This window comes from Asticcacaulis benevestitus DSM 16100 = ATCC BAA-896 (genome assembly GCF_000376105.1).
GTDB classification, from domain to species: Bacteria; Pseudomonadota; Alphaproteobacteria; order Caulobacterales; family Caulobacteraceae; genus Asticcacaulis; species Asticcacaulis benevestitus.
The window spans coordinates 1-19,396 of sequence record NZ_AQWM01000053.1 but is presented as its reverse complement, the minus strand read 5'-3'; the positions used below and the strand labels follow the sequence as shown (position 1 = coordinate 19,396).

The window sequence follows — 19,396 nt, the reverse complement described above, 5'->3', positions numbered from 1 at the left end:
GGTGAAGAAGTCGAAATCGTCGGCATCCGTCCGGTTCAGAAGACGACCTGCACGGGCGTTGAAATGTTCCGCAAGCTGCTCGACCAAGGTCAAGCTGGTGACAACGTCGGCGTTCTGCTGCGCGGCACCAAGCGTGAAGACGTTGAGCGCGGCCAGGTTCTCTGCAAGCCCGGCTCGATAACGCCGCACACGAAGTTCGTGGCTGAAGCCTACATCCTCACCAAGGAAGAAGGCGGTCGTCACACGCCGTTCTTCACCAACTACCGTCCGCAATTCTACTTCCGTACCACCGACGTGACGGGCATCATCCGCCTGCGCGAAGGCGTGGAAATGATCATGCCTGGCGATAACGCTGAGCTGGACGTTGAACTGATCACCCCGATCGCCATGGAAGAGAAGCTGCGCTTCGCTATCCGTGAAGGTGGCCGTACCGTCGGCGCCGGCGTCGTTGCCAAGATCGTCGAGTAAGGGTCGTAAAGACCCTTAACCCATAACTCGAAAGAGTTAGATATGGGTTTGCCTGAAAAGGCAGCGACTGAATAATGAAAACCCCGACGGTGAAAACCGGCGGGGTTTTTGTTTGTGCCAGCGTATGCTGATCCTATGGGCTCAAAGGGCCTGCGGCCCTTTGCCTTCAATCTTGTTTTGACAGCTCTGCGTCTCCCGCTCATCATAGGCGCGGGTGGCTGTCGGAGAGATCATATGCGGAGAGTTGTAATCCTGATCGGTGCGCTGATGTGCACGGCGTGCGCCGGCATGTATGGCGGCGTTGGTGTGAGTCATGCCGTGCAAGCGCAGCAGGCGCCCTCACGATGATCCTGATCGGCCAATATGACAGTCCCTACGTGCGGCGCGTCGGCATTGCCCTGACGCTCTACGGTTTCACGTTCGAGCATCGCCCGTGGTCGACCTTCGGCGACGGCGACAAGATCGCGCCATTTAACCCGTTGCGACGGGTGCCGACCCTGATCCTCGACACCGGCGATATCATTCTTGAGAGCGCCTATGCGCTTGACTGGCTCGATGAGCAGGTGCGGGCGGCCGACATCATAGAGCCCCTGATCGCCGCTTCGGGCCCTGACCGGCAAAAGGCGCTCTATTATATAGCCTTGAGCAGCGGCTTTTCCGACAAGGCCATCGCCCTGTTTTACGAACAGGTGCTGCACAAGGAAACATCGCCTGTCTGGCTGGAGCGCTGCCAGACGCAGATCGGCGCTGTGCTTGATGTGCTGGAAAATATTCGCGCTGAGGCCAAATCGCGCTGGCTGCTGGGTAGCACGATGACGCACGCCGATATCATCCTGGCGTGCAGCCTGCGCCACGCGCGCGAAGCCCATCCGACGATCGATTTCGCGGCCTGGCCGGCCCTGTCGTTCCATAGCGCCCAGTGCGAACAACTCGATGTTTTCAAGACGATTTCGCAGCCCTTTATCGGCCCTCCCAGCCAGGATTAAGCCTTGGCTAACCTTGCCGCTTAGCCGGGTGTAAACCCTGTCGTGCTATAACGAGCGATCCTGAAGGTTGTAACAAGGCGAAGAATTAGATGAGCGGACATGCGGAAACCCAGGTCGACATTCTCCGTCCGCAGGATCTGACGCGTGAGGACGCGCGCTTTTGGTCCGGTTTCGTGGCGTCGCGTCCGGAACTGTCCGGTCCCTATTTCGATATCCGCTATGTGCAGGCGATGGGGGCGAAGGTGCCTGGCGGTGCGGTGGCGCGCATCACCCAGGACGGCCGTGTTGTCGGCTATTTCCCGTTTCAGATCCGTGCCGGCGCACTGCAGCCGCTGGGTGCGCCGATGACCGATTATCACGGACTGATCGGTGAGGCCGGCTGCCCGTTCGATTATATGGCATTGCTGACGGCGACCAGGGCCAAACGGCTCGATTTCCAGGGCTGGGTTGGCCCGATGTGCGGTAAAGCGGAAGCGCTGATGCTTCAGCGCCGCGTGGCCGATACGTCGGAAGGCTTCGATGCTTGGTACGCCAAACAGGATCATGAGCATCACAAGTTTTTCAAGAACGTCGCGCGCTGCGAACGCAACATCGCCAAGGACTTCGGCGGCTTCGACTTTACCTGGGAGCGGGTGACGCCGGAGATCCTGGACTGGGTGATCGCGCTCAAGCGTGAGCAGTATAAGAAGACGGGCCTGCACGATATCTTTGATTGCGGCTGGACGCGCGATCTGCTTGATAACCTGGCCGCGTTCGATGACGAGACCTATGGCCTGCGCGCTGGCGTCTTCCGCCATAATGGCAAGCTGGTGGCGGCAGAAATCAGCCTGATGAATGAGGACAGCGTCCATCTCTGGTTCCCGGCCTACGATGCGGACTATTACCGCTATACGGTGGGGATTGTGCTGACCATGGCGATCATCCGTGAGTTGGCGCCCAAGGGCATCAGGAGTTTCGATTTCGGCACAGGCGGCGAGGATTACAAATCACCGCTGACGACCTTTGGCGGGAATTGTTATGAAGGCAATCTGCAATATACGCCGCGTATCGCCAGCCTTATGGTCGATGCGACCGTGGCCATGCTGCCGGTGAGACCGAAGGTGGAGCAGCTGCGCCTGAGTCTGCGGCGCCGGGTTAATGTCATCCGCTCGACCGAGGTCAGCTTCGTGGGGTGGGGCAAGGCGGTTTATGCCATGGGCCAGCGCGCCCTCATGCGCATCAGGCCTGCCAAGGTCTGATAGACCCAAATCGCTTTCTACACTAAAGGACGTCCAATTCCCCGGCGGGGAAGGGGATAACTGCGCGTGGAAAGCCAAAGAATCCTCTGTCGCTTATTTTCTCACGCTTTCATGCAATTGAGGCTTGACGAAAGCGAGTCGTTTGGGCATAAGCGCCACTCTGTTAGATCGGCTGTGGCGTCCTCGGGTGTCAAACGCGGTCTGCAAGCATAAAGCAAGACAGGTCTTGCATCCTCTTTTAAGAGGCTTTGACCTGTTTGTTCAACGGCCCGCGCGGGTAATACCGCGAGGGCTTTGTTTTTGCGGATATCGCGTTCGTGCTCAGGCTTCTGAGGGCGAGTTGGTCTTTGAAATGGTTCACTGGACGCGTTAAACGCACCTTCTTTGGGAATACGAGCGATATGGATCGTCAAAATATCCGCATCCGGCTCAAGGCCTTCGATCACCGCGTCCTGGATCATTCCACACGTGAGATCGTCAATACGGCCAAGCGCACGGGTGCTACCGTCCGGGGACCGATCCCCTTGCCCACGCTGATCGAGCGTTTCACCGTCAACCGTTCGCCGCACGTCGACAAGAAGTCGCGCGAACAGTTCGAAATCCGCACGCACAAGCGTGTCCTCGATATCGTCGATCCGACCCCGCAGACTGTGGACGCGCTGATGAAGCTCGACCTGTCGGCTGGCGTCGACGTCGAAATCAAGATTTAAGGGCGCGGACAATGAGTCAGACTCAAAGAACAGGCCTTCTCGCCAAAAAGCTCGGTATGACCCGCTTCTTCGACGAAGCTGGCGTTCACGTGCCGGTTACCGTGCTGTCGCTCGAAGGCTGTCAGGTCGTCGCGCAGCGCACTCAGGAGCGGGATGGCTACGTCGCCCTGCAGCTTGGTGCCGGTACCCGCAAGGCCAAGAACGTTTCCAATCCCGAGCGCGTCCGTTTCGCCAAGGCTCAGGTTGAGCCTAAGGCCATCCTGACCGAGTTCCGCGTCACGGAAGACGCCCTTGTCGAAGTCGGCGCCGAGCTTTCGGCTGATCACTTCGTCGAAGGTCAGCGCGTCGATATCCAGGGCACGTCCATCGGTAAGGGTTTTGCCGGTGCCATGAAGCGCTGGAACTTCGGCGGCATGCGCGCCACCCACGGTGTTTCGGTCTCTCACCGTGCTCACGGTTCGACCGGTCAGCGCCAGGATCCGGGCAAGGTCTTCAAGGGTAAGAAGATGGCCGGTCATCTGGGTGTCGAGACTGTCACCACGCTGAACCTCACTGTCGCTCGTATCGACGCTGAGCGTGGCCTCGTCTTCATCCGTGGCGCTGTCCCGGGTGCGGAAGGTTCCTACGTGAAGATCCGCGACGCTGTTAAAAAGGCGGCTCCGGCCGGTCTGCCGTTCCCGGCTGGCATCAAGAAGGCGGCTTCGGCTGCTGTTGAAGCTGCTCCGGAAGCCCCGGCAGCTGAAGGGGCTGAATAATCATGAAACTCGACGTTATCAAGCTTGACGCCTCCAAGGCTGGCTCGGTGGATGTTTCGGATCTCGTTTTCGGGATCGATGAAATCCGCTCGGACATCCTGTCGCGCGTCGTCAACTGGCAGTTGGCCAAGCGCCGCGCCGGTACGCACAAGGTGCAAACCCGTAACGAGAATTCTCGCACGGGTAAGAAGATGTACAAGCAAAAGGGCTCCGGCGGCGCACGTCACGGTTCGCGCCGTGCCCCGCAATTCGTCGGCGGTTCGCGCGCCTTCGGTCCGGTTGTTCGCTCGCATGCGTTCGATCTGACCAAGAAGGTCCGTGCGCTCGGTCTTCGCCATGCACTTTCGTCCAAGATCAAGTCCGGCTCGCTGATCGTTCTCGATCAGGCCGTGATCGACACCCCGAAGACGCAAACACTTCTGGCTTCCTTCGAGAAGCTGGGCCTGAAGAACGCTCTGTTCATCACCGGTCCGGAAGTGGATGCCAACTTCGCTCTCGCTTCGCGCAACATCCCCAATATCGACGTCCTGCCGACGGCCGGTCTGAATGTTTATGACATTCTTCGCCGCCATACGCTGGTTCTGACGAAGTCGGCGGTTGAAGCTATCGAAGCGCGCTTCGCAGTGGAGGCCTAAGTATCATGGCTGCTACCATCCGTAATTTCGACGTTCTTCTGTCGCCGCACATCACTGAAAAGGCCACTCTGCTTTCTGAGCAGAACAAGGTCGTCTTCAAGATCGCGCTCGACGCCTCGAAGGACGAAGTCGCTTCCGCCGTTGAAGCCATCTACAACGTCAAGGTCACCAAGGTGAACACACTCGTCACCAAGGGCAAGACCAAGCGTTTCAAGGGCGTCAAGGGTCGTCGCGTAGACGTCAAAAAAGCAATCGTGACTTTGGCTGAAGGCCAGACGATCGACATCACAACCGGTCTGTAAGGGAAGGGCAAAGCAAATGGCTTTAAAGCAATTTAATCCGACTTCGCCCGGCCGTCGCAGCCTGGTGCTTATCGACCGTTCGGAACTCTTCAAGGGCAAGCCGCAAAAGGCTCTGACCGAAGGTCTGACCAAGTCGGGCGGCCGTGGTGCGCAAGGTCGCATCGCTGTTCGTTTCCGTGGCGGCGGCGCTAAGCGCCTCTATCGCATCGTGGACTTCAAGCGTCGCAAGTTCGACGTGCCCGCCACGGTCGACCATCTGGAATACGATCCAAACCGCACCGCGTTCATCGCGCTGATCACCTACGCCGACGGTGAGAAGGCCTATATCCTGGCCCCGCAACGCCTCAAGGCCGGTGACACGGTTATCGCTTCCGAGAAGGTCGACGTGAAGCCCGGCAACGCCGCGCCGCTGCGTTCGCTGCCGATCGGCACGATCATCCACAATGTTGAACTGAAGCCCCTCAAGGGCGGCCAACTGGCCCGCTCGGCCGGCGCCTACGCTCAGCTCGTCGGTCGCGACAATGGTTATGCTCAGATCCGTTTGGGTTCGGGCGAACTTCGCATGGTTCTCGATACCTGCATGGCTACGGTCGGCGCGGTGTCTAACCAGGACCACATGAACCAAAGCCTCGGTAAGGCTGGTCGCGTCCGTCACATGGGCTTCCGTCCGCACGTTCGCGGCGTTGCCATGAACCCGGTCGACCACCCGCACGGTGGTGGTGAAGGCAAGACCTCCGGTGGTCGTAACCCTGTGACACCTTGGGGCAAGCCCACCAAGGGTCGCAAGACTCGTACTAACAAAGCGACGGATAAGTACATCATCCGTTCGCGTCACGTGAAGAAGGCTCGCTAATCATGGCACGCTCCGTATGGAAAGGCCCCTTCGTCGACGGCCACCTTCTCAAGAAGGCGGAAGCGACGTTGGCCAGTGGCCGCAAAGAGGTCATCAAGACCTGGTCGCGCCGTTCGGTGATCATGCCCCAGTTCGTGGGCATCACCTTCGGCGTTTATAACGGTCAGAAGCACGTTCCCGTGCTCGTGTCGGAAGACATGGTTGGCATGAAGTTCGGTGAGTTTTCGCCCACGCGCAACTTCCCCGGCCACGCTGCTGACAAGAAGGCGAAGAGGAAGTAATCATGTCTCAGACAAAGAATCCTCGTCGTGTTGCCACCAATGAAGCCCGCGTAAAGCTGGTGTCGATCCGTATCAGTCCGCAAAAGCTGAACCTGGTCGCCGCCTCGATCCGCGGCCTCAAGGTGCAGCGCGCACTCAACGAGCTTGAGTTTTCCCGCAAGCGCATCGCCAAGGACGTCCGCAAGGCGCTCTATTCGGCGATCTCGAATGCCGAAAACAATCACAACCTCGACATCGACAACCTGATCGTTGCCGAATCCTTCGTGGGTAAGGGCATTGTCATGAAGCGCTTCGCTTCGCGTGCTCGTGGCCGTTCGTCGCGTATCATCAAGCCGTTCTCGGAACTGACCATCGTCGTCCGTGAAATCGGCGCAGAATCTCAAGAGGCTGCATAATGGGTCAGAAAGCTAATCCGATCGGTTTGCGCCTCGGCATTAACCGCACCTGGGACTCGCGCTGGTTCGCCGCGCGTCAGGAATACGCCAAGCTGCTTCACCAGGACTTGAAGATCCGCAAGGTTCTGAAGGAAAAGCTGAACGCTGCCGGCGTGTCGCGCATCATCATCGAGCGCCCGCACAAGAAGTGCCGCATTACCATCTACGCCGCCCGTCCGGGTGTCGTGATCGGTAAAAAGGGCCAGGACATCGACAAGCTGCGCAAGGACGTTTCCGTCCTGACGCAAGGCGAAGTGTTCCTGAACCTGGTCGAAGTGCGCAAGCCCGAAGTCGACTCGCAGCTGGTCGCCGAATCGATCGCTCAGCAACTGGAACGCCGCGTGGCTTTCCGTCGCGCCATGAAGCGTTCGATCCAGTCGGCCATGCGTCTCGGCGCCAAGGGTATCCGTATGAACCTGTCGGGTCGTCTCGGCGGTGCGGAAATCGCCCGTATGGAATGGTATCGTGAAGGCCGCGTGCCTTTGCACACCCTCCGTGCCGACATCGACATGGGTTTCGCCGAAGCTCTGACCACCTACGGTATCATTGGTATCAAGGTCTGGATCTTCAAGGGTGAAGTGCTCGAGCACGATCCGATGGCTCAGGACAAGCGTTGGGCAGCCGAAGCGGCCGGCCCGTCGTCGAACGAGCGCCCGGAACGTGGTGACCGTAACAATCGTGGCCCGCGCCGCGATCGCAACAATAAGGAGGCGTAACTCCCATGATGCTTCCCAAGCGTACAAAATACCGGAAGGCCTTCAAGGGCCGTATCCACGGTAACGCCAAGGGTGGTTACACGCTGAACTTCGGTTCGTATGGTCTGAAGACTGTCGAACCGGAGCGTCTGACCGCTCGCCAGATCGAAGCCGCTCGTCGTGCCATCACGCGCCAAATGAAGCGCCAGGGCCGCGTGTGGATCCGTATCTTCCCGGATCTGCCCGTCACGGGTAAGCCCGCCGAAGTCCGTATGGGCAAGGGTAAGGGCGCTGTCGACCATTGGGCCGCCCGCGTGGCTCCCGGCCGCATCCTGTTTGAAATCGACGGCGTGCCCGACGACATCGCGCGTGAAGCGCTTCGTCTCGGCGCCGCCAAGCTGCCTGTTTCCACCCGCGTCGTTACCCGTATCGACGCCGGTGTGGCCATGGCCGCGGAGTAGGACCTATGACCAAGATTGCCGATCTTCGGAGCAAGACCTCCGATCAACTGCACGAACAGCTCCTGGGCCTCAAGAAAGAGCAGTTCAACCTGCGCTTCCAAAAGGCCACTGGGCAGTTCGAGAAAACTCACCGCGTCAACGAGATCCGCAAGGATATCGCCCGCATCCAGACCCTGCTGACGGCGCAACGCGCTGCCAGCAAGTCTGTTGCCTAAAGGAAATAGACCATGCCCAAGCGCATTCTTGAAGGTCTGGTTGTCTCCGATAAGGGCGACAAGACCGTGGTTGTGAAAGTGGAACGTACCGTTCTGCACCCCCGTTTGAAAAAGACGGTGCGTGTGTCGAAGCGTTATCACGCTCATGACGAAGCTAATGATTTCAAGGCCGGCGAAAAGATTCGTATTATCGAATGTGCGCCCAAGTCGAAGCTTAAAACGTGGGAAGTTCTCCCACGCGAAGCCAACTAACTAGGAAAGTTTGAACCATGATTCAGATGCAAACTAACCTGGAAGTGGCCGATAATTCCGGCGCACGTCGGGTCATGTGCATCAAGGTGTTGGGCGGCTCGAAGCGCCGCTACGCCTCGGTGGGTGACCTGATCGTCGTTTCGGTCAAGGAAGCCATTCCTCGTGGCCGCGTGAAGAAGGGCGACGTTCTGCGCGCCATCGTCGTGCGTACCTCGAAGGACATCCAGCGTAAGGACGGATCCGTGATCCGTTTCGACACCAACGCCGCGGTGATCGTCAACAAGTCGAGCGAGCCGATCGGGACTCGTATCTTCGGACCGGTTCCGCGCGAACTTCGCGCCAAGAACCACATGAAGATCATTTCCCTGGCTCCGGAGGTCATCTAATGGCTGCTAAAATCAAAAAGGGCGACCAGGTCGTCCTGGTGACCGGCAAGGACAAGGGCCGCAAGGGCTCTGTCACCAAGGTTGTCACCAAGGACGGTCAAGCTGAGCGCGTGATCGTTCAGGGCCTGAACATGGTCCAGCGCCACACCCGTCCGTCGCAGGGTAACCCGCAAGGCGGCATCATCAACAAGGAAGCGGCTGTGCACGTTTCCAACGTGTCTCATGTTGACTCGAACGGCAAGCCGACCCGCGTCGGTTTCAAGGTCGAAGGCGACAAGAAGGTTCGTTACGCCAAGACGACGGGAGATGTCATCAATGGCTAATGCTGAAAAGTACGTCCCTCGCGCCAAGCAGGTCTACCTGGATACCATCCGGGACGCCCTGAAGGCCGAGTTCGGCTACACCAACGAAATGCAGGTCCCCAAGCTCGACAAGATCGTCGTGAACATGGGTATCGGTGAAGCGACTGCCGACTCCAAGAAGGTCAAGAGCGCCATCAAGGATCTGGCTGCGATCACCGGTCAAAAGCCGGCGGAAACCAAGGCCCGTAACTCCATCGCCGGCTTCAAGCTGCGCGAAGGTATGGTGATCGGCGCCAAGGTGACCCTGCGCAAGGATCGTATGTACGAATTCCTCGACCGCCTGATCACCATCGCCCTGCCGCGCGTGAAAGACTTCCGTGGTCTGAACGGCAACAGCTTCGATGGTCGTGGCAACTACGCCATGGGTCTTCGCGAACACATCGTGTTCCCGGAAATCAACTACGACCAGATCGATCAGATGTGGGGCATGGACATCGTTGTCTGCACCACGGCTCCGAGTGACAAGGAAGCTAAGGCGCTTCTGAAGCATTTCCAGTTCCCGTTCACGTCTTAAGCGGGTAGAGAGAGAAAATGGCAAAGAAAAGCGCTGTAAACCGCAACGAGATGGTCAAGAAGCTGGTGGCTCAATATGCCGCCAAGCGCGAAGCCCTCAAAGCGATCGCTAACGATGAAAACCTGCCTCTGGAAGAGCGTTTCGACGCTCGCCTGAAGCTGGCCAAACTGCCCCGTAACTCGAATGCAACCCGCATTCGCAACCGTTGTGAAGTCACCGGCCGTCCGCGTGCCTACTATCGCAAGCTCCACATGAGCCGGATCGCGCTCCGTCAGCTGGCCAATCAAGGCCAGATTCCGGGCATGACCAAGGCCAGCTGGTAAGAAGGAGGATATAGAATGTTCGTCAATGATCCTCTGAGCGATATGATCGCCCGTATCAAGAACGCTGCCATGCGCAAGCGTTCGAAGGTGCTCACCCCGGCTTCCAAGCTGCGTGCCCACGTACTCGACGTCCTGAAGGACGAAGGCTACATCCGTGGTTACGAAGTCGTGGAAACACCTGGTGAATTCCCGCAGTTCGAAATCGAACTGAAGTACTTCGACGGCGCGCCGGTCATTGCGGAAATCTCCCGCGTGTCCAAGCCCGGTCGTCGTGTCTATTCGTCGATCAAGGACCTGAAGCCGGTAAAGAACGGCCTGGGTATCTCGATCTTGTCGACGCCCAAGGGCGTCATGTCTGACAACAACGCCCGCGAAAACAACGTGGGTGGTGAAGTTCTCTGCCGCGTCTATTAATAGACACGGCCGAGGACACTTAAGGCATTAGAAAGTTTTAAAATGTCCCGGATTGGTAAAAAAGCCATCGCAGTCCCGGCCAGCGTGACCATCACGCTGAACGGGCAAGACATTTCGGTGAAGGGCCCCAAGGGCGTCCAGAGCTGGACTGTTGTTGAAGAAATCGAAGTCAAGCAAGACGGCGCAAGCCTGAACGTTTCGCCGCGTGGCGAAACCGCTCGCCACCGGTCGATGTGGGGCCTGTCGCGTACGCTGATCGCCAATATGGTGAAGGGCGTGACCGAAGGTTTCGAACAGAGCCTGGAAATGGTCGGCGTTGGTTATCGCGCCGCCCTGCAAGGCAACAAGCTGGAACTCTCGCTCGGCTTCTCGCACCCTGTCATCATCGACCCGCCCGCAGGTATCACCTTCGTGGTGCCGAAGCAGACGGAAGTGAAGATTCAGGGCATCGACAAGCAACTGGTCGGTGAACTGGCGGCTAAGATCCGCAAGATCCGTCCGCCTGAGCCTTACAAGGGCAAGGGCGTTAAGTATGCTGGCGAAAAGGTTCGCCGCAAGGAAGGCAAGAAGAAGTAAGTCATGGCTCTGTCTCCTCGTGAACAATTGGCTCGTCGCGCGCAACGTAACCGTACGCGCCTCAAGAAGCTCTCCAACGGCCGCCCGCGTTTGTCGGTGTTCCGTTCGGACAAAAACATCTACGCTCAGGTCATTGATGACCAGAGCGGCGTGACCATCGTGTCCGCTTCGTCGCTGGAAGGCGGCAAGAAGCAGGGCTCGGATGCAGCGGCGGCTATCGAAGTCGGCAAGCTGGTTGCGCAACGCGCCATCGAAAAAGGCGTCAAGGACGTCGTGTTCGATCGCGGTGGCTACATCTATCACGGTCGGGTGAAGGCGCTGGCGGAAGCCGCGCGTGAAGCCGGTCTTAACTTCTAAGGGAATCGTTCATGGCCCGTCCTAGCGAAAACCGCTCCCGCGACCGCAACGAAGAACCTTCGGAATTCGTTGAAAAGCTGGTCGCTATCAACCGCGTCGCCGCCACCGTCAAGGGTGGTCGTCGCTTCTCGTTTGCTGCCCTGATGGTCGTTGGTGACCAAAAAGGCCGCGTCGGCTACGGTCATGGCAAGGCACGCGAAGTGCCTGAAGCCATCCGCAAGGCGACCGAAGAAGCCAAGAAGTCCCTGATCCGCGTTCCGCTGCGCGAATCCCGCACCCTGCACCACGACGGTTACGGCCGTTGGGGCGCCGGCAAGATTCAGATGCGCGCGGCCCCTCCGGGCACCGGCGTCATCGCGGGTGGTCCGATGCGTGCCGTTCTCGAAACCCTCGGTGTTTCGGACGTCGTCGCCAAGTCCATGGGCTCGTCGAACCCCTACAACATGGTTCGCGCCACGTTCGAAGCTCTGAAGGTGCAATCGTCGCCCCGTCAGATCGCCTCGAAGCGCGGCAAGAAGGTCGGTGACCTTCTGAAGAGCCGTGCCGATGGCGCTTCGTCGCCTGAATCGCTGGAGGGTTAAGAGATGGCTACTGTTACGATTAAGCAAACCGGTTCGCCGATCCGTCGTACCAAGGACCAGCGGGCCACGCTCGCCGGTCTCGGCCTGAACAAGATGGGCCGTGTCTCCGTTCTGGAAGACACTCCCTCGGTTCGCGGCATGATCGCCAAGGTCGCCCACATGGTAGCGATTGTTGAGTAAAAGATTTGAGCCCGTCCGCTGACAAAATCGGCCGACGGGCTTGATCTCTTCTGGAGCGTGCTGTAACAGGCGCGCTTCTTTGCTCTTAAAAGGGCAAATTATTTTTCAAGCCGAGTTGGTCTTCTGACCAGCGCATTATTCATCAGTGCCCTCAAGCAGCGAAGCGATAGGGCAACAAAAAAGGCAAAATACGATGACAAAGTTGAATGAACTCCGCGACAATCCTGGCTCCACCAAGGGCCGTATGCGCGTTGGCCGTGGTCCCGGTTCGGGCAAGGGCAAGACCGCCGGTCGCGGTGTCAAGGGTCAGAAGTCCCGTTCGGGCGTTTCGCTCCTGGGCTTTGAAGGCGGCCAGATGCCGCTGTACATGCGCATGCCCAAGCGCGGTTTCAACAATCCTTTCGCCCTCAAGTTCGCTGAAGTGAACCTGTGGCGCCTGCAACAGGCGATCGACGCCGGCAAGCTCGACGCCAAGGGCGACATCGATGCGGCTGTCCTGGTTGCTGCCGGTGTTATCCGTCGTGAACTCGACGGCGTGCGTCTGCTCGGCGAAGGTGAACTGACTGCGAAGCTGTCGCTTAAGGTCTATTCCGCTTCCGCCGGCGCCATCAAGGCTGTGGAAGCTGCGGGTGGCTCGGTCGTGCAAAAGCGTACCGAAGTCGAAGCCAAGGTCGTCGCTCGCGCCGAAAAGGTCGCCGCTGCTAAGGCTGCGCGCAAGGCTTAAGCCAAACTGATTGGCCGGGTTATGCCCGGCCAAGTATGTCGTGCATTTGACGTTTCGACATGCGTACCCCATATGGGTCGGAATGGGTGAGGGCGGTTTCTCAAGAATCGCATATAACCCCATCCGACCCTTTTGGGTGATCATAAGGGCGCAGGCGCCCCATGCGAATTTGAGGACTTTATGGCTTCTGCTGCTGAACAACTCGCCGCCAATATGAATTTCGGCGCCTTTTCCAAGGCGACCGATCTCCACAAGCGTTTGCTCTTTACGCTCGGCGCGCTGATCGTCTACCGACTCGGCACCTATGTGCCGCTGCCGGGCATCAACATGGTGGCGTTCACGCAGGCCTTCTCCGGCCAGTCGAACGGCATTTTCGGCATGATGAACATGTTCGCCGGGGGCGCAGTTGAGCGCATGGCGGTGTTCGCGCTGAACCTGATGCCCTACATCTCGGCCTCTATCATCATCCAGTTGATGGGCTCCGTCTATGCGCCGTGGGAAAAGCTGCGCAAGGAAGGCGGCGAAGCCGGCCGCAAGCAACTCAATCAATATACCCGTTACCTGACGGTCGTTCTGGCCCTGATCCAGTCCTTCGGTATCGCGTCTGCGATGCAGACCTCGGGTCTGGCCATCCAGTCCGGTCCTTTCTTCATCATTACCGCTGTGGCCACCCTGACCGGCGGCACGCTGTTCCTGATGTGGCTGGGTGAGCAGATCACCTCGCGCGGCATCGGCAACGGTTCGTCCATGATCATCTTCGCCGGTATCGTCGCGGTTCTGCCGCGCACCGTCGGCAGTCTGCTCAGCATGGGCTCTACCGGTGACATCGGTCCGGCCTCGCTGATCCTTATCGTCGCGGTCCTGATCGCCGCCATCGTCTTTATCGTGTTCATGGAGCGCTCGCAGCGCCGTCTGCTGGTCCAGTATCCGAAGCGCCAGGTTGGCAACAAGATCATGGGCGGTGAATCGTCCTTCATGCCGCTGAAGGTCAATACGGCCGGTGTCATTCCGCCGATCTTCGCCTCGTCGCTGCTGCTGATGCCGACCTCCGTCCTGGCTTTCGTTGGCCAGAACCCGGACAAGATCCCGAGCTGGTTGCAATGGCTGCCGTCGATGAGCGCGCAACTGACGCATGGCCACCCGATCTTCATGATCCTCTACGCGGCCATGATCATCTTCTTCACCTTCCTCTACACCTCGCTGGTCTTCAATCCGGACGAGACGGCGGAAAACTTGCGCAAGTACGGCGGCTTCCTGCCGGGCATTCGTCCTGGCAAGCGTACGGCGGAATATCTCGATTTCGTTCTGACCCGCATTACGGTTCTTGGCGCGGCTTACATCACCATCGTCTGCCTTCTTCCGGAATTCATGATTTCGGCGCTGGGCAACAGCTTCTACTTCGGCGGCACCTCGATCCTGATCGTGGTGACCGTGACCATGGATACCGTGGCGCAAATCCAGTCTCACCTTCTGGCCCACCAGTATGATGGCCTGATCAAGAAATCCAAGCTCAAGACGGGCAGCAAGTCGGCAGCCGCCGGCACCCGCGGAAGGATCGGTCGATGAACATCATCCTGTTTGGTCCCCCCGCGGCGGGCAAGGGTACGCAAGCAAAGCGTCTGGTCACGACGCGCGGCATGGTTCAGCTCTCGACGGGCGACATGCTGCGGGCCGCGATCAAGGCGGAAAGCGAACTTGGCCTCAAGGTCAGGGATATCCTGGCCACGGGTGGTCTGGTTTCGGATGAGATCGTGATCGACCTGATCAAGGGAAATTTGCCGGCCGCGGAAGCCGCCGGTGGCGCTATCTTCGACGGTTTCCCGCGTACTGTGGCGCAGGCCGAAGCCCTCGATGCCATGCTCGGTGAGCGCGGCGCGAAGATCGACAAGGTTGTCCGCCTCAAGGTGGACGAGCAGGCCCTGGTGACGCGGATTGAAACCCGCTTCGCCGAAGAAGGTCGTTCGGATGACAATCCGGAAGCCTACAAGGTGCGCCTGGCGGCTTATAATGCCCAGACCGCGCCGTTGCTGCCTTACTACGCGGCGCAGGGCAAGCTTTACGAGATCGACGGCATGGGTGCGGTGGAAGATGTCGCTGCCCGTATCGAAGGGGCGCTGGCCTAGGGCTCAGGCCTGAAACGAGATTCGCCAGAGGTCGTGAAAGCGATCTTTGGCTCGGGCATCTGCCCAAAAGACGGAGATGCGAAGCACCTTTGGCGCCGAGCATTCAGATAAGATTAAAAAAGTATAACCAGACTTCGTTTGGTTTGCTTTTTTAAAACTAAACCATTGACGGGAGCCAAAACCCTTCTATAAGGGCAGCTTCCGCGAAATCGCGCGTATGAATCACGGTCGGCCTGACTATTCGGGGTGACCGGGGGGCATACGTGTCACCTTTCGTTTTTTAGACGTGTTCTGCGGAATACGTTGCAGGAGATACCTCAAGTGGCCCGTATTGCAGGCGTCAATATTCCGACCAACAAGCGCGTAGTGATCGCGCTTCAATATATTCACGGCATCGGCGCCAAGCACGCTGAAGAGATTGTTCAGAAGGTCGGCATCGAAGATGCGCGCCGTGTCAATCAGCTTTCGGATGCCGAAGTGCTGCAAATCCGCGAAACCATCGATCGGGACTATACGGTCGAGGGCGATCTGCGCCGTGAAGTTTCCATGAACATCAAGCGCCTTATGGACCTGGCCTGCTACCGCGGCCTGCGTCACCGTAAGGGTCTGCCCGTGCGCGGTCAGCGTACTCATACCAACGCGCGCACGCGCAAAGGTCCGGCGAAGCCCATCGCCGGCAAGAAGAAGTAAGGAATAGTCTGACCAATGGCTAAAGAACCTTCCCGCGTTAAAAAGCGCGAACGCAAGAATATCACCTCGGGTGTGGCTCACGTCAACGCCTCGTTCAACAACACCATGATCACGATCACCGACGCGCAAGGCAACACCGTGTCCTGGTCGTCGGCTGGCACTATGGGCTTCAAGGGCTCGCGTAAAAGCACCCCTTACGCCGCTCAGGTTGCTGCCGAAGACGCTGGCAAGAAAGCCATCGAGCACGGTGTCAAGACTCTGGAAGTCAGCGTCGCTGGTCCGGGTTCGGGCCGTGAATCGGCTCTGCGCGCCCTGCAGGCTGTTGGCTTCACCATCACCACCATCCGTGATGTGACCCCGATCCCGCACAACGGCTGCCGTCCGCCGAAGCGTCGTCGCGTTTAATTTATTATTCCCTATTTTTTTAGTCGCTCTGCCGATTTGGCAGGGCGACCTTTCCTGTCTTGAGGGACGTAAATGATCGAAAGAAACTGGCAACAGCTTATTCGTCCCGAGAAGCCACAAGTCGAAGCGGGTTCCGATCCTTCGCGCAAGATGCGTCTTGTCGCGGAGCCTCTGGAGCGCGGTTTTGGCGTGACCCTCGGTAACGCGCTGCGTCGCGTACTCCTCTCCTCGCTGCAAGGCGCGGCTGTCACCTCCGTCCAGATTGACGGCGTGGTGCACGAATTCTCCTCCATCGAAGGCGTCCGCGAAGACGTCGTCGACATTATCCTGAACATCAAGCAACTGGCGCTGCGCATGCACGCCGAAGGTCCGAAGCGCATGGTTCTGCGCGCGTCGGGTGCTGGTCCGGTCACCGCCGGCCAGATTGATGTGCCTGCCGATATCGAGGTCCTCAACCCCGAACACGTGATTTGCACGCTGGACGAGGGCGCGTCTGTGCGCATGGAATTCACCATCCAGAACGGCAAGGGTTATGTTCCCGCCGATCAGAACCGTCCGGAAGACGCCCCGATCGGCCTCATCGCCGTCGATGCGCTCTATTCGCCGGTGAAGAAGGTGGCCTATCGCGTTGAGCCGACTCGTCACGGTCAATGGCTCGACAAGGACAAGCTCATCCTCGACGTCGAAACCAATGCGGCAATCACGCCGGTTGACGCGGTCGCTTTCGCGGCGCGCATCCTGCAGGATCAACTGCAAATCTTCATCACCTTCGAAGAGCCTAAGGCTCCTGTGGTTGAAGAAGGTAAGCCTGAGTTGCCGTTTAATCCGGCCCTGCTCAAGAAGGTTGACGAACTCGAACTGTCGGTCCGTTCGGCCAACTGCCTGAAGAACGATAACATCGTCTATATCGGCGATCTTATCCTCAAGACGGAATCCGAAATGCTGCGCACGCCGAACTTCGGCCGCAAGTCGCTCAACGAAATCAAGGAAGTTCTTGCTTCCATGAACCTGAGCCTCGGCATGGATATCCCGAACTGGCCGCCGGAAAACGTTGAAGACCTGGCCAAGAAATTCGAAGATCAAATCTAGAAGTTCTGCTATAAGTTAAGGTGAGCCCGGATGAGCAATCATCCGGGCTTCCTTTTTTTAGGAACTGGTTTTTTCAGTTTCTGACTTGCCGCGAAAGACCAAAACCTTGTCGCGGTAATTTCCAGGCATTTCGCTTGGACGTCTGGAACGGGCAGGGGCCGATCGGTTGCTGACCTTTGTTTTCAGGCTCGCTTTTGGGAGACCGGACGCGCTGCATGCCGCCGGTCTTTTGGAGAACTTATTATGCGTCACGGTTCAGGCCATCGCAAACTCGGTCGTACATCTTCGCACCGTATCGCCATGTTCGCCAATATGGCAGCTTCGCTTATCAAGCACGAACAAATCGTCACCACCCTGCCGAAGGCCAAGGAAATCCGTCCCTTCGTCGAGAAGCTGGTGACCCTGGCCAAGTCGGGCACCCTGCACGACCGCCGCATCGCCATTTCGCGCGTCCGCGACGTGACCCAGGTCGGCAAGCTGTTCGAAGTCCTCGGCAAGCGCTACGCCGATCGTAACGGCGGCTATATCCGCATCATGAAGGCCGGCTTCCGCCACGGCGATAACGCCCCGATGGCGATCATCGAGTTCGTCGATCGCGACGAAGCTGCCAAGGGCCTCGACTCCGGTCCGGTGTATGAAGCCGCTGGCGATGAAGAATAGGTTTCGACCCACAGGTCAATCCTTAGAAACCCCCGGTTCGCCGGGGGTTTTTTATTGCGCCGCACCCATTTTTACGATTTGGTTACATCTGTTAACGGAGGCGTGATCAAACGTCATGAAGCGTTATTTCGCGTTTCATAAAAAGACGGTTAGCATTTAGTCTAGGCAAGGCCCTGTGCGCCCTGTCTTTTGAGTTCATCGCATTTCAAGGAGGGTAACATGATTGACGATTACGCTATCGCCGACCCGGCCGAACAGACGCTGGAAGCGTCAGGCGATATGAGCCTGTCACCGGAACAAGGACAGGACGCCGATACCACGACACCGCTGTTCTCTTCGCCTGTGCTGGATCGTATCCGCACCAGCGATTAAACTAAAGTCCGTTCAGTAGGAAAGGCCTCCGTTCACGCGGGGGCTTTTTTAATGCTTGCTGACAGAAACGGACAGCCAGCGACTTAGAACCGGTGCCTAGACTTGGCGTATCGGCGTAATGCCGTTACAGAGTCTGTATAACAAGGAAGACCGGACATGTCGGAAACGCCTGTAGCTGCCCCACGTAAAGCCGCCGCCGTCTTTATTCTGGTGACGGTCTTCCTCGATATGCTGTCAATCGGGGTGATCATTCCGGTGCTGCCCAATCTGATCAAGGCCTTCCTCGGCGGCTCGGTGTCCGAGGCCGGCCTTTGGACGGGCATTTTCGGCGCGGCCTGGGGGCTGGCGCAGTTCATCTTCTCACCGATCCAGGGCGGCCTGTCCGACGCCATCGGCCGTCGGCCGGTCATTCTGGCCTCGAACTTCGGCACCGGTGTCGATTTTCTGTTCATGGCGCTGGCACCCGGCCTGTGGTGGCTGTTGGCGGGCCGGATCATCTCGGGCATCACCTCGGCGAGCATTTCAACCGCCTACGCCTATATGAGCGATGTCACGGCGCCGGAAAAGCGCGCCAGCGTCTACGGCCTGATGGGCGCGGCCTTTGGCGTCGGTTTTGTGGTCGGGCCCAGCCTCGGCGGTGTGCTGGGCGGCGGGCTGCACTGGGGACCGATCCAGTTTGATGGCAACAACCACTATCCGTTTTTCTTCGCTGCGGCCTTAAGCCTGTGCAACTTCCTCTATGGCCTGTTCGTCCTGCCGGAATCGCTGCCGAAGGAAAAACGCAAACCGTTCAGCTTCCGCACCTCGAATCCGATCGGCGCCATCAAATTCCTGGCGCGCTCGGCGCAGGTGATGCGCCTGTCGTTCATGTATTTCCTGCTGATGTTCGGTCAGAGCGTCTTCCCGACCACCATGGTGCTCTATGCTGGTTACCGCTTCGGCTGGGGACCGACACAGGTGGGGCTGATGCTGGCTGTGGTGGGTATCCTGTCGGCCATCGTGCAGGGCGGGCTGACCGGCATGATCACCAAATGGATTGGTGAACGCAAGGCCATGTATATCGGCATTGTGGCCTCTTTGATCGCCTATATCGGTTATGGTCTGGCCCCGAACGGGATGGTCTTCGTGGCCTTCATCTCGGTTGGCTGCCTTGGAGGGCTGGCCATGCCCAATATCCAGTCGCTGATGAGCAGCAAGGTCGATCCGAAAGAGCAGGGCACCCTGCAGGGCTCGAACATGAGCCTGACGACCCTTGGCAATATCGTGGCGCCGCTGATCTTCGGCTTTGTGCTCTCCACGGTGACCAGGCCCGGCGTGGCCATGCTCTATAGCGGCGCAGCCTTTCTGGTGGCGGC

General features: G+C 58.6%; 32 protein-coding genes. All 32 read left to right on the top strand.

Annotation, left to right across the window (positions count from 1 at the left end; all coding sequences use genetic code 11):
- Positions 1-468: EF-Tu C-terminal domain-related protein (locus tag B060_RS0122065; protein ID WP_018083980.1), on the top strand; the 468-nt coding region annotated here is incomplete at its 5' end.
- A gap of 344 nt (positions 469-812) precedes the next feature.
- Positions 813-1,454, top strand: a complete 642-nt coding sequence (locus B060_RS0122055; RefSeq protein ID WP_018083978.1) for a glutathione S-transferase family protein — start codon at positions 813-815, stop codon at positions 1,452-1,454.
- Positions 1,455-1,543: 89 nt separating this feature from the next.
- Complete coding sequence (locus B060_RS0122050) at positions 1,544-2,692, top strand: GNAT family N-acetyltransferase (protein ID WP_018083977.1); 1,149 nt, start codon at positions 1,544-1,546, stop codon at positions 2,690-2,692.
- 401 nt (positions 2,693-3,093) lie between these two features.
- Positions 3,094-3,402 (top strand): 30S ribosomal protein S10, encoded by a 309-nt coding sequence (gene rpsJ, locus B060_RS0122045; protein WP_006273890.1) that lies wholly within the window; start codon positions 3,094-3,096, stop codon positions 3,400-3,402.
- Between the two features lie 11 nt (positions 3,403-3,413).
- Entirely contained in the window at positions 3,414-4,157 is a 744-nt protein-coding gene (gene rplC / locus B060_RS0122040; RefSeq protein WP_018083976.1) for a 50S ribosomal protein L3, read from the top strand.
- Between the two features lie 2 nt (positions 4,158-4,159).
- The gene (rplD, locus tag B060_RS0122035) at positions 4,160-4,792 is read left to right on the top strand and encodes a 50S ribosomal protein L4 (RefSeq protein WP_018083975.1); all 633 of its coding nucleotides are present in this window, start codon (positions 4,160-4,162) and stop codon (positions 4,790-4,792) included.
- A gap of 5 nt (positions 4,793-4,797) precedes the next feature.
- Positions 4,798-5,094 carry a 50S ribosomal protein L23 gene (locus tag B060_RS0122030; RefSeq protein ID WP_018083974.1) on the top strand — a complete coding sequence of 99 codons (297 nt, stop codon included), beginning with the start codon at positions 4,798-4,800 and terminating at the stop codon, positions 5,092-5,094.
- Between the two features lie 16 nt (positions 5,095-5,110).
- Complete coding sequence (rplB, locus tag B060_RS0122025) at positions 5,111-5,947, top strand: 50S ribosomal protein L2 (protein ID WP_018083973.1); 837 nt, start codon at positions 5,111-5,113, stop codon at positions 5,945-5,947.
- A gap of 2 nt (positions 5,948-5,949) precedes the next feature.
- Positions 5,950-6,228 carry a 30S ribosomal protein S19 gene (gene rpsS / locus B060_RS0122020; protein WP_018083972.1) on the top strand — a complete coding sequence of 93 codons (279 nt, stop codon included), beginning with the start codon at positions 5,950-5,952 and terminating at the stop codon, positions 6,226-6,228.
- A 2-nt stretch (positions 6,229-6,230) separates the two neighbouring features.
- The gene (rplV, locus tag B060_RS0122015) at positions 6,231-6,623 is read left to right on the top strand and encodes a 50S ribosomal protein L22 (RefSeq protein WP_018083971.1); all 393 of its coding nucleotides are present in this window, start codon (positions 6,231-6,233) and stop codon (positions 6,621-6,623) included.
- Positions 6,623-7,378: a 30S ribosomal protein S3 gene (gene rpsC, locus B060_RS0122010; protein WP_018083970.1), complete on the top strand. Its 756-nt coding sequence runs from the start codon at positions 6,623-6,625 to the stop codon at positions 7,376-7,378. The genes rplV and rpsC overlap by 1 nt, the downstream gene beginning before the upstream one ends.
- 5 nt (positions 7,379-7,383) lie before the next feature.
- On the top strand, positions 7,384-7,818 hold the full coding sequence (gene rplP / locus B060_RS0122005; RefSeq protein ID WP_018083969.1) for a 50S ribosomal protein L16: 435 nt from the start codon (positions 7,384-7,386) through the stop codon (positions 7,816-7,818).
- 5 nt (positions 7,819-7,823) lie between these two features.
- Positions 7,824-8,033, top strand: a complete 210-nt coding sequence (rpmC, locus tag B060_RS0122000; RefSeq protein WP_018083968.1) for a 50S ribosomal protein L29 — start codon at positions 7,824-7,826, stop codon at positions 8,031-8,033.
- Between the two features lie 12 nt (positions 8,034-8,045).
- Positions 8,046-8,285, top strand: coding sequence for a 30S ribosomal protein S17 (gene rpsQ / locus B060_RS0121995; RefSeq protein WP_018083967.1), 240 nt, complete (start codon positions 8,046-8,048; stop codon positions 8,283-8,285).
- Positions 8,286-8,302: 17 nt separating this feature from the next.
- The gene (gene rplN, locus B060_RS0121990; RefSeq protein ID WP_006273901.1) at positions 8,303-8,671 is read left to right on the top strand and encodes a 50S ribosomal protein L14; all 369 of its coding nucleotides are present in this window, start codon (positions 8,303-8,305) and stop codon (positions 8,669-8,671) included.
- A complete protein-coding gene (gene rplX / locus B060_RS0121985) occupies positions 8,671-8,994 on the top strand; it encodes a 50S ribosomal protein L24 (protein WP_018083966.1) in 324 nt (107 codons plus the stop codon). Before rplN ends, rplX begins: the two co-directional genes overlap by 1 nt.
- Positions 8,987-9,547, top strand: a complete 561-nt coding sequence (gene rplE / locus B060_RS0121980) for a 50S ribosomal protein L5 (protein WP_018083965.1) — start codon at positions 8,987-8,989, stop codon at positions 9,545-9,547. Before rplX ends, rplE begins: the two co-directional genes overlap by 8 nt.
- Positions 9,548-9,564: 17 nt before the next feature.
- Positions 9,565-9,870, top strand: a complete 306-nt coding sequence (gene rpsN, locus B060_RS0121975) for a 30S ribosomal protein S14 (RefSeq protein WP_018083964.1) — start codon at positions 9,565-9,567, stop codon at positions 9,868-9,870.
- A 15-nt stretch (positions 9,871-9,885) separates the two neighbouring features.
- Positions 9,886-10,284 (top strand): 30S ribosomal protein S8, encoded by a 399-nt coding sequence (gene rpsH / locus B060_RS0121970; protein WP_018083963.1) that lies wholly within the window; start codon positions 9,886-9,888, stop codon positions 10,282-10,284.
- A gap of 42 nt (positions 10,285-10,326) precedes the next feature.
- Complete coding sequence (gene rplF / locus B060_RS0121965) at positions 10,327-10,860, top strand: 50S ribosomal protein L6 (RefSeq protein WP_018083962.1); 534 nt, start codon at positions 10,327-10,329, stop codon at positions 10,858-10,860.
- 3 nt (positions 10,861-10,863) lie between these two features.
- Positions 10,864-11,217 (top strand): 50S ribosomal protein L18, encoded by a 354-nt coding sequence (gene rplR / locus B060_RS0121960; protein ID WP_018083961.1) that lies wholly within the window; start codon positions 10,864-10,866, stop codon positions 11,215-11,217.
- Between the two features lie 11 nt (positions 11,218-11,228).
- A complete protein-coding gene (rpsE, locus tag B060_RS0121955) occupies positions 11,229-11,798 on the top strand; it encodes a 30S ribosomal protein S5 (RefSeq protein ID WP_018083960.1) in 570 nt (189 codons plus the stop codon).
- Between the two features lie 3 nt (positions 11,799-11,801).
- Positions 11,802-11,978 (top strand): 50S ribosomal protein L30, encoded by a 177-nt coding sequence (rpmD, locus tag B060_RS0121950; protein ID WP_018083959.1) that lies wholly within the window; start codon positions 11,802-11,804, stop codon positions 11,976-11,978.
- A 193-nt stretch (positions 11,979-12,171) separates the two neighbouring features.
- Positions 12,172-12,702, top strand: a complete 531-nt coding sequence (gene rplO, locus B060_RS0121945) for a 50S ribosomal protein L15 (protein ID WP_018083958.1) — start codon at positions 12,172-12,174, stop codon at positions 12,700-12,702.
- Between the two features lie 180 nt (positions 12,703-12,882).
- The gene (gene secY / locus B060_RS0121940) at positions 12,883-14,268 is read left to right on the top strand and encodes a preprotein translocase subunit SecY (protein WP_026173060.1); all 1,386 of its coding nucleotides are present in this window, start codon (positions 12,883-12,885) and stop codon (positions 14,266-14,268) included.
- Positions 14,265-14,825 carry an adenylate kinase gene (locus B060_RS0121935; RefSeq protein ID WP_018083956.1) on the top strand — a complete coding sequence of 187 codons (561 nt, stop codon included), beginning with the start codon at positions 14,265-14,267 and terminating at the stop codon, positions 14,823-14,825. Before secY ends, B060_RS0121935 begins: the two co-directional genes overlap by 4 nt.
- A gap of 321 nt (positions 14,826-15,146) precedes the next feature.
- Complete coding sequence (gene rpsM / locus B060_RS0121930) at positions 15,147-15,515, top strand: 30S ribosomal protein S13 (RefSeq protein WP_018083955.1); 369 nt, start codon at positions 15,147-15,149, stop codon at positions 15,513-15,515.
- A 15-nt stretch (positions 15,516-15,530) separates the two neighbouring features.
- Positions 15,531-15,920 carry a 30S ribosomal protein S11 gene (gene rpsK, locus B060_RS0121925; RefSeq protein ID WP_018083954.1) on the top strand — a complete coding sequence of 130 codons (390 nt, stop codon included), beginning with the start codon at positions 15,531-15,533 and terminating at the stop codon, positions 15,918-15,920.
- Between the two features lie 72 nt (positions 15,921-15,992).
- Positions 15,993-17,009, top strand: coding sequence for a DNA-directed RNA polymerase subunit alpha (locus B060_RS0121920; RefSeq protein WP_018083953.1), 1,017 nt, complete (start codon positions 15,993-15,995; stop codon positions 17,007-17,009).
- 243 nt (positions 17,010-17,252) lie between these two features.
- The gene (gene rplQ, locus B060_RS0121915) at positions 17,253-17,669 is read left to right on the top strand and encodes a 50S ribosomal protein L17 (protein ID WP_018083952.1); all 417 of its coding nucleotides are present in this window, start codon (positions 17,253-17,255) and stop codon (positions 17,667-17,669) included.
- Positions 17,670-17,888: 219 nt separating this feature from the next.
- On the top strand, positions 17,889-18,041 hold the full coding sequence (locus B060_RS27490; RefSeq protein ID WP_018083951.1) for a hypothetical protein: 153 nt from the start codon (positions 17,889-17,891) through the stop codon (positions 18,039-18,041).
- Positions 18,042-18,197: 156 nt separating this feature from the next.
- Positions 18,198-19,396, top strand: a 1,199-nt coding sequence (locus B060_RS0121905; protein ID WP_018083950.1) for a TCR/Tet family MFS transporter, incomplete at its 3' end; no start/stop codon positions are given.

What these genes read in the sequence shown, in the direction of transcription:
- rplN (WP_006273901.1), top strand. Translation starts at nt 8,303, where the DNA reads ATGATTCAGATGCAAACTAACCTGGAAGTGGCCGATAATTCCGGCGCA.
- rplO (WP_018083958.1), top strand. Translation starts at nt 12,172, where the DNA reads ATGACAAAGTTGAATGAACTCCGCGACAATCCTGGCTCCACCAAGGGC.
- rplQ (WP_018083952.1), top strand. Translation starts at nt 17,253, where the DNA reads ATGCGTCACGGTTCAGGCCATCGCAAACTCGGTCGTACATCTTCGCAC.
- rplC (WP_018083976.1), top strand. Translation starts at nt 3,414, where the DNA reads ATGAGTCAGACTCAAAGAACAGGCCTTCTCGCCAAAAAGCTCGGTATG.
- B060_RS0121935 (WP_018083956.1), top strand. Translation starts at nt 14,265, where the DNA reads ATGAACATCATCCTGTTTGGTCCCCCCGCGGCGGGCAAGGGTACGCAA.
- rpsK (WP_018083954.1), top strand. Translation starts at nt 15,531, where the DNA reads ATGGCTAAAGAACCTTCCCGCGTTAAAAAGCGCGAACGCAAGAATATC.
- rpsN (WP_018083964.1), top strand. Translation starts at nt 9,565, where the DNA reads ATGGCAAAGAAAAGCGCTGTAAACCGCAACGAGATGGTCAAGAAGCTG.
- rpsJ (WP_006273890.1), top strand. Translation starts at nt 3,094, where the DNA reads ATGGATCGTCAAAATATCCGCATCCGGCTCAAGGCCTTCGATCACCGC.
- rplR (WP_018083961.1), top strand. Translation starts at nt 10,864, where the DNA reads ATGGCTCTGTCTCCTCGTGAACAATTGGCTCGTCGCGCGCAACGTAAC.
- rplP (WP_018083969.1), top strand. Translation starts at nt 7,384, where the DNA reads ATGATGCTTCCCAAGCGTACAAAATACCGGAAGGCCTTCAAGGGCCGT.
- rpsQ (WP_018083967.1), top strand. Translation starts at nt 8,046, where the DNA reads ATGCCCAAGCGCATTCTTGAAGGTCTGGTTGTCTCCGATAAGGGCGAC.
- secY (WP_026173060.1), top strand. Translation starts at nt 12,883, where the DNA reads ATGGCTTCTGCTGCTGAACAACTCGCCGCCAATATGAATTTCGGCGCC.
- B060_RS0121920 (WP_018083953.1), top strand. Translation starts at nt 15,993, where the DNA reads ATGATCGAAAGAAACTGGCAACAGCTTATTCGTCCCGAGAAGCCACAA.
- rpsS (WP_018083972.1), top strand. Translation starts at nt 5,950, where the DNA reads ATGGCACGCTCCGTATGGAAAGGCCCCTTCGTCGACGGCCACCTTCTC.
- B060_RS27490 (WP_018083951.1), top strand. Translation starts at nt 17,889, where the DNA reads ATGATTGACGATTACGCTATCGCCGACCCGGCCGAACAGACGCTGGAA.
- rplV (WP_018083971.1), top strand. Translation starts at nt 6,231, where the DNA reads ATGTCTCAGACAAAGAATCCTCGTCGTGTTGCCACCAATGAAGCCCGC.
- B060_RS0122055 (WP_018083978.1), top strand. Translation starts at nt 813, where the DNA reads ATGATCCTGATCGGCCAATATGACAGTCCCTACGTGCGGCGCGTCGGC.
- rpmD (WP_018083959.1), top strand. Translation starts at nt 11,802, where the DNA reads ATGGCTACTGTTACGATTAAGCAAACCGGTTCGCCGATCCGTCGTACC.
- B060_RS0122050 (WP_018083977.1), top strand. Translation starts at nt 1,544, where the DNA reads ATGAGCGGACATGCGGAAACCCAGGTCGACATTCTCCGTCCGCAGGAT.
- rpsH (WP_018083963.1), top strand. Translation starts at nt 9,886, where the DNA reads ATGTTCGTCAATGATCCTCTGAGCGATATGATCGCCCGTATCAAGAAC.
- rplD (WP_018083975.1), top strand. Translation starts at nt 4,160, where the DNA reads ATGAAACTCGACGTTATCAAGCTTGACGCCTCCAAGGCTGGCTCGGTG.
- rpmC (WP_018083968.1), top strand. Translation starts at nt 7,824, where the DNA reads ATGACCAAGATTGCCGATCTTCGGAGCAAGACCTCCGATCAACTGCAC.
- B060_RS0122030 (WP_018083974.1), top strand. Translation starts at nt 4,798, where the DNA reads ATGGCTGCTACCATCCGTAATTTCGACGTTCTTCTGTCGCCGCACATC.
- rplF (WP_018083962.1), top strand. Translation starts at nt 10,327, where the DNA reads ATGTCCCGGATTGGTAAAAAAGCCATCGCAGTCCCGGCCAGCGTGACC.
- rpsC (WP_018083970.1), top strand. Translation starts at nt 6,623, where the DNA reads ATGGGTCAGAAAGCTAATCCGATCGGTTTGCGCCTCGGCATTAACCGC.
- rplB (WP_018083973.1), top strand. Translation starts at nt 5,111, where the DNA reads ATGGCTTTAAAGCAATTTAATCCGACTTCGCCCGGCCGTCGCAGCCTG.
- rpsE (WP_018083960.1), top strand. Translation starts at nt 11,229, where the DNA reads ATGGCCCGTCCTAGCGAAAACCGCTCCCGCGACCGCAACGAAGAACCT.
- rplE (WP_018083965.1), top strand. Translation starts at nt 8,987, where the DNA reads ATGGCTAATGCTGAAAAGTACGTCCCTCGCGCCAAGCAGGTCTACCTG.
- rplX (WP_018083966.1), top strand. Translation starts at nt 8,671, where the DNA reads ATGGCTGCTAAAATCAAAAAGGGCGACCAGGTCGTCCTGGTGACCGGC.